Raw genomic sequence first — 5,986 nt, 5'->3', positions numbered from 1 at the left:
ACAGCAATGTGGTCTTTAAAGAACTTTGGGGTGCCTAGCACCCCATGTTATTTTAAATCAAATTTCTGACTCACCCCAAGTTATTTTGGTGTGCCCAAATACTGATGATACCTCCAGGAAATATGGTCTATTTTGTTCCGTTGTAAGCTTTTACTAAGATTGCTTCCATGTCTTCAACAAGTGGAAGTCTTGGGTTAGCAGGCGTACATTGGTCTTCATAAGCAAGCATTGCCATTTCATGAACTGAATCCATCCATGCTTTTTCGTCAACACCTTGTGCTTTGAAGTTGTTAGCAATTCCAACTTCTGCAAGTAAATCTTCAACAGCTTGTGCTAATTTTTCAACACCATCTGCTGTATCTTTTACATCTAAACCGATTAAACGTGCGATTTCTGCATATTGTTCGTCAGCTTTGTAGTAGTTGTATTTTGGCCATAAAGATAATTTTGATGGTTTTGTTCCATTGTAACGAATTACATATGGAAGTAAGATTGCGTTCGTACGTCCGTGAGGTACGTGGTGAACTCCACCAATTTTGTGAGCCATAGAGTGACACATTCCTAAGAATGCATTTGCGAATGCCATACCAGCCATTGCTGATGCATTGTGCATTTTTTCTCTAGCTTCAGGATCGTTTTTACCATTTTTAACAGCTCTTGGTAAGAATTTGAATACTGCTTGGATAGCTTGTGTAGCAAGACCGTTTGTGTAGTCACTTCCTAATACTGCAACTAATGCTTCAAGGGCGTGAGTAAGAACGTCCATACCTGTGTCAGCAGTAACTGATGCAGGTAATCCCATTGTGAATGCTGGGTCAATGATTGCCACGTTTGGTGTTAATGCATAGTCAGCTAATGGGTATTTTTTGTTGTTTGCTTTGTCAGAAATAACCGCAAATGGAGTTACCTCAGAACCTGTACCACTTGTAGTTGGCACACAAACTAAACGAGCTTTTTGTCCTAATTTAGGGTATTGGAATGCACGTTTACGAATATCCATGAATTTTTGTTTTAAGTCAAAGAAGTTTGTTTCTGGTGCTTCATAGAATAACCACATACCTTTTGCAGCATCCATTGGAGAACCACCACCAAGTGCAACGATTACATCTGGTTGGAATGAACGCATGATTTCAACACCTTTGTTAACTGTTGTAATATCTGGATCAGGTTCAACATCACAGAACAATTGTACTTTTACATTATTGTCACGAGCCATCAATTGTTTTATTACTTTATCTACATATCCTAAGTCAACCATTGCTTTATCTGTAACGATCATTACACGGTTAACATCTTCCATGTCTCTTAGGTATTCGATTGAATCTCTTTCAAAGTAAATTTTTGAAGGTACTTTAAACCATTGCATATTGTTTTTACGTCTCCCTACTTTTTTCACGTTAATTAAGTTAAGTGGTCCTACGTTATCTCCTACAGAGTTACGTCCATAAGATCCACAACCAAGTGTTAATGAAGGAATGAATGCATTATATACGTTACCGATTCCTCCAAAAGTAGATGGAGAGTTCCAAATAACACGGATCGCTTTTACACGTTTACCGAATTCTACTGATAATTCTTCATCAGCTGTGTGAATTGCAGCAGAGTGTCCTAAACCGTTGAATTCTAACATTTGTTCTGATTTAGTGATTCCATCTTCAGTGTTGTTAGCTTTAATAAATGCTAATACTGGAGATAATTTTTCACGAGTTAATGGTTCTTTAACCCCAACTTCTTTACATTCAGCACAAATGATGTTTGTGTCTTCTGGCACTTTGAATCCAGCTTGTTCAGCAATCCAGTATGCAGATTTACCAACTACATTTGCATTTAATCTAGCTTGATCAGCTTCTGCAGGTGAGTTTACACCAAACATGAATGCTTCTAACATTGCTTTTTCTTTTGGTGTAGCAAAGTATGCATGGTAAGATTTGAATTCTTTTTTCACTTCTTCGTATACTTCTTTGTCAACGATAGCAGCTTGTTCTGAGGCACAGATCATTCCGTTATCGAATGCTTTAGATAATACGATATCAGCTGTTGCTTGTTTTAAGTTTGCATCTTTAGCAATATATGCTGGAACGTTTCCTGCTCCAACTCCTAATGCTGGTTTCCCACATGAGTAAGCAGCACGAACCATTGCGTTACCACCAGTTGCTAGAATTGTTGAAATTCCATCGTGGTTCATTAATGCATTTGTTCCTTCCATTGAAGGTGTGTCAATCCATTGAATACAGTTTTCTGGAGCTCCTGCTGCAACAGCTGCATCATATACAACTTTTGCTGCTTGTTGAGAACAACGGTTTGCACTTGGGTGGAACGAGAATACAATTGGGTTTCTTGTTTTTAAACAAATTAATGATTTAAAGATTGCTGTACTTGTTGGGTTTGTTGTTGGAACGATTCCACAAACAACTCCTACTGGGTCAGCGATTTCTACAATCCCTGCTTCATCATCTCTAGCAATAACACCTACTGTTTTTAAATCACGCATGTAGTTAATAACGTGTTCACAAGCGAATAGGTTTTTTGTTGCTTTATCTTCAAATACACCACGACCTGTTTCTTGGATAGCTGCTTCAGCTAATACCCCGTGTTGGTCAAGTGCTGCAACACTTGCTTTTGCAACGATGTAGTCAACTTGTTCTTGATCAAGAAGTCTAAATTCATCTAATGCTTTTAACCCTTTGTCAACTAATGTGTTAACCTCTTTTTGAGCTGGGCTAATTTCTACTTTTTCTACTTTTTCTACTTTAGCCATATTTCCTCCTGCACCTAGTTGTGAAAAGTTTCACTTATTTTGGTTGAGCCTATATTACCACAACAATATCGTTGTTGCAAGTCCAAATGTGAACAATTTCACAAAAATTATACTATATACCAATGAAAAGGGTTTCATATAAGATTTTATATAGTAAAAAAGTAGCCATATTTTACTATAGCTACTTGATAAACTCAGATTAAATATCTTTTTTCTGCATTGCGATTGCACCAACAACGTTGTATCCAACAATACCAACGAGTGCACTAAGCATCATAGTTGGTAATTCTTTTGCATCAAGTGCAAAACTTGAAACATTTGCAATTGTTGAGTATGGTGTTAAATCAATTGATACCACATAATTAATTGCTGCATATACTAGTCCTGAAAACAAGACAATACAAACTAGAATAGTTATCGAACCAGCACTACTGCGTAATAACATACATAATCCAATAACAAGTGCAATAAAGTTCATTACAAAATATAGGTACAATAACATTTCAATTACAATATTTCCTACATTTCCAAAACTAATTCCGTTAAACATAATTAGTGAACCAATGGCTAAAACAACAAACATCCATACGATGTAAATAAATGAAGCTAGTACGTTCACAATGAATTTTGACATTGGAATGATCGTTTTATTTGTTACATTGCTAGCGATATTTTTAATATATCCGCTACTGAAATCAACATTCGTAAATATAATTGCTCCAATCGCCATAATCATTGCAAATGACGAATCACTTCTAGTCAGTTGAAACATTTTCTCGATTGTAATATTACTTTCAGTTAATCCATCATACACCCCATATTCTAGAGCCATTGATAGAGAAAATACTGCCATTGCCGCAAAAAATGCAATTGTTAATCCTACAAAATAGAAACTCTTTTGACGAAAGAGACGATATAGATCCATCTTAATCATTTTAAACATAGTTTGCTCCTCCCATCATGTTAATAAACATTGTTTCAACATCTTCATCTTGTGTACGAATACTTGAAACTTCAATTCCTGCTTGCACAAGTGCAGTGTTGATTTTCCCGGGATTTGCATCCTTATCAAACACGAAGAATGTTTGTTTATCTTGACGGAAATCTTCAATTCCAAAGTCCATCAATACTTTTTTCGCTTCGACTTCCTTATCTACTTCAATCACAATTGCTGTGTGTGATAGTGTATGTAATTCCTCTGTTGTCACTTCACGAATTAATTTACCTGAAGCAATAACTCCAAAACGGTTGGCAATCTTACTTAACTCTTCCAAGATGTGACTTGAAACAATAATTGTAATTCCACGTTGTTGTAACTTTAAAAATAAATCACGAAGTTCAACAATTCCTTGTGGATCCAAACCATTAATTGGTTCATCTAGTAAAATAAGTTCTGGATCATTGACTAATGTCATCGCAACACCAAGTCGTTGCTTCATCCCTAAAGAAAAATTCTTCGCTTTTTTGTTTGCCGCATTTTGCAAACCAACAAGTTCTAATAATTCTTTAATTTTCTTATCACTATTTTCAATGCCTAGCATTAAGCATTTCATCTTAATATTGTCATAGGCATTCATAGCTGGATATAATCCAGGATTTTCAATTAATACCCCAATTTTCTTACGTGCTTGTTTTAAATCTGTACTACCAAATAATTCCATCTCACCACTTGTAGGGCTAACAAGATTGGCAATCATTTTCAATGTAGTTGTCTTACCAGCACCATTTCGTCCGATAAAACCATAGATTTCTCCACGTTTCACATGCATATTGATGTGATCAACTACATTACGTCTACCATAAGTTTTTGTTAAACTTTTCGTTCTTACTATGTAATCGCTCATAAATTCTCCTAACTGTATTAAATTACTAATACAATAATATAACTCTCTTAATTTTATGTCAATAGCTTTTTTGAAAAACATAGAAAAACCACTAATTTCATCTGAATCAGTGGTCATTTTATTTATCTAAATTTTATTTCAGCAACGCGTTTTTGTTCGTCCAATACACATTCAATAAAGCGTTTATCTAGTAGTGATAGTTGATATCCTTGCGGATAAATAATTGCATCACGATAAACGAGTTCAACACCAACGCATGATCGTTGTACTAAATTATGCTTTTCCAAAATCTTCTTTGGAATTGGTGAAGCCCACATATAGGAACTCGTGATTGTTTCAAGTAAATCAAATTGATTATACCGTTCATATACATAAATACGTTTACGTTGTGTATCTTCTCCTGCATTATTCATATATTCAACATTTAAATATGGAACTGCATTATCACCATGCACAATTTCTAAATATGGTGTTAACATTTTTTGTTTAATCTTATCCTCTTTAGCTAGTGGGTGATCTTTTGAGAAAGTTAAATATAATTTAAACTTCCATAATGATTCCATGTCCAATTTACGATTACGTATATAATCTGTGAAATATTTCTCATGAAATACTTGATAACGAATGATTCCTAAATGAAAAGTTCCATCTGCAACTGTGGTAATTGTTTTTACCGAGTTTGTTTCCTGCATATTGAAATCAATTCCTCGATCCATATTTACCTGACTTACAAAGTCCGTAAATGCTTGGGCAATGTAACTCCCTCTTGGAATCGAAACATCAAACAGTTCTACATTGGAACGTTTTTTTGCGGATAAACTTTTTATTTTTTCGATTTGAGATAATACACTTTTTGCATAAGTTAAAAACTCTGCCCCTTCTTTTGTTGGAAACATCCCCTTACTCGACCGTTCAAAGATTTGATATCCAAGTTGATCCTCCAATTCTTTAATCGCCTTACTAAGGTTTGGTTGTGCCATGTATAGATTCTCAGCGGCATGTGTAATTGATCCACTTTCTGCTACTTCTAGCGCGTAAGTAAATAACATCGTATTCATAGCATATCCTCCCTTCAATTAACTTTATCTTATAGTTATAGTGCATAAACTGTCAAATAAAATCCATGATTAATTTGTTTTACAATCCAAAAAGTATTCTATCGTATATATAATTTTTCGCAATAATAAAAACTAAAAAATACACAATTTAGAAATATATTCTTCCCTATATTCAAAATAGTTCATAAAACACCTGTAAACAAAAGACTTTTCGAAATATTTCTATAATAGAGCTCAATTTTCAAACTAAGTGCAACACAAGTGGTTAAATGCATATTATTCGATGAATTGAAGCTTTTTTATGTGCTAATATATTCAAAAACCAT

General features: G+C 34.6%; 4 protein-coding genes. All 4 read right to left on the bottom strand.

Annotated elements, in window-relative coordinates:
- Positions 1–127: 127 nt before the first annotated feature.
- The 4 genes from adhE to M2098_RS11410 all read right to left on the bottom strand — a co-directional run bounded on the left by adhE (position 128) and on the right by M2098_RS11410 (position 5,660).
- Positions 128–2,758 carry a bifunctional acetaldehyde-CoA/alcohol dehydrogenase gene (gene adhE / locus M2098_RS11425; RefSeq protein WP_280684599.1) on the bottom strand — a complete coding sequence of 877 codons (2,631 nt, stop codon included), beginning with the start codon at positions 2,756–2,758 and terminating at the stop codon, positions 128–130.
- A 199-nt stretch (positions 2,759–2,957) separates the two neighbouring features.
- Positions 2,958–3,701 (bottom strand): ABC transporter permease, encoded by a 744-nt coding sequence (locus tag M2098_RS11420; protein WP_280684601.1) that lies wholly within the window; start codon positions 3,699–3,701, stop codon positions 2,958–2,960.
- Entirely contained in the window at positions 3,694–4,602 is a 909-nt protein-coding gene (locus M2098_RS11415; protein ID WP_280684603.1) for an ABC transporter ATP-binding protein, read from the bottom strand. The genes M2098_RS11420 and M2098_RS11415 overlap by 8 nt, the downstream gene beginning before the upstream one ends.
- Positions 4,603–4,724: 122 nt before the next feature.
- Positions 4,725–5,660, bottom strand: coding sequence for a LysR family transcriptional regulator (locus tag M2098_RS11410; RefSeq protein ID WP_134167527.1), 936 nt, complete (start codon positions 5,658–5,660; stop codon positions 4,725–4,727).
- Positions 5,661–5,986 lie beyond the last annotated feature (326 nt).

Origin of the sequence: Breznakia sp. PFB1-19, from assembly GCF_029893935.1 — a bacterium.
Taxonomy (GTDB): Bacteria; Bacillota_I; Bacilli_A; order Erysipelotrichales; family Erysipelotrichaceae; genus Breznakia; species Breznakia blatticola.
This window is presented reverse-complemented; position numbering and strand designations above follow the sequence as displayed.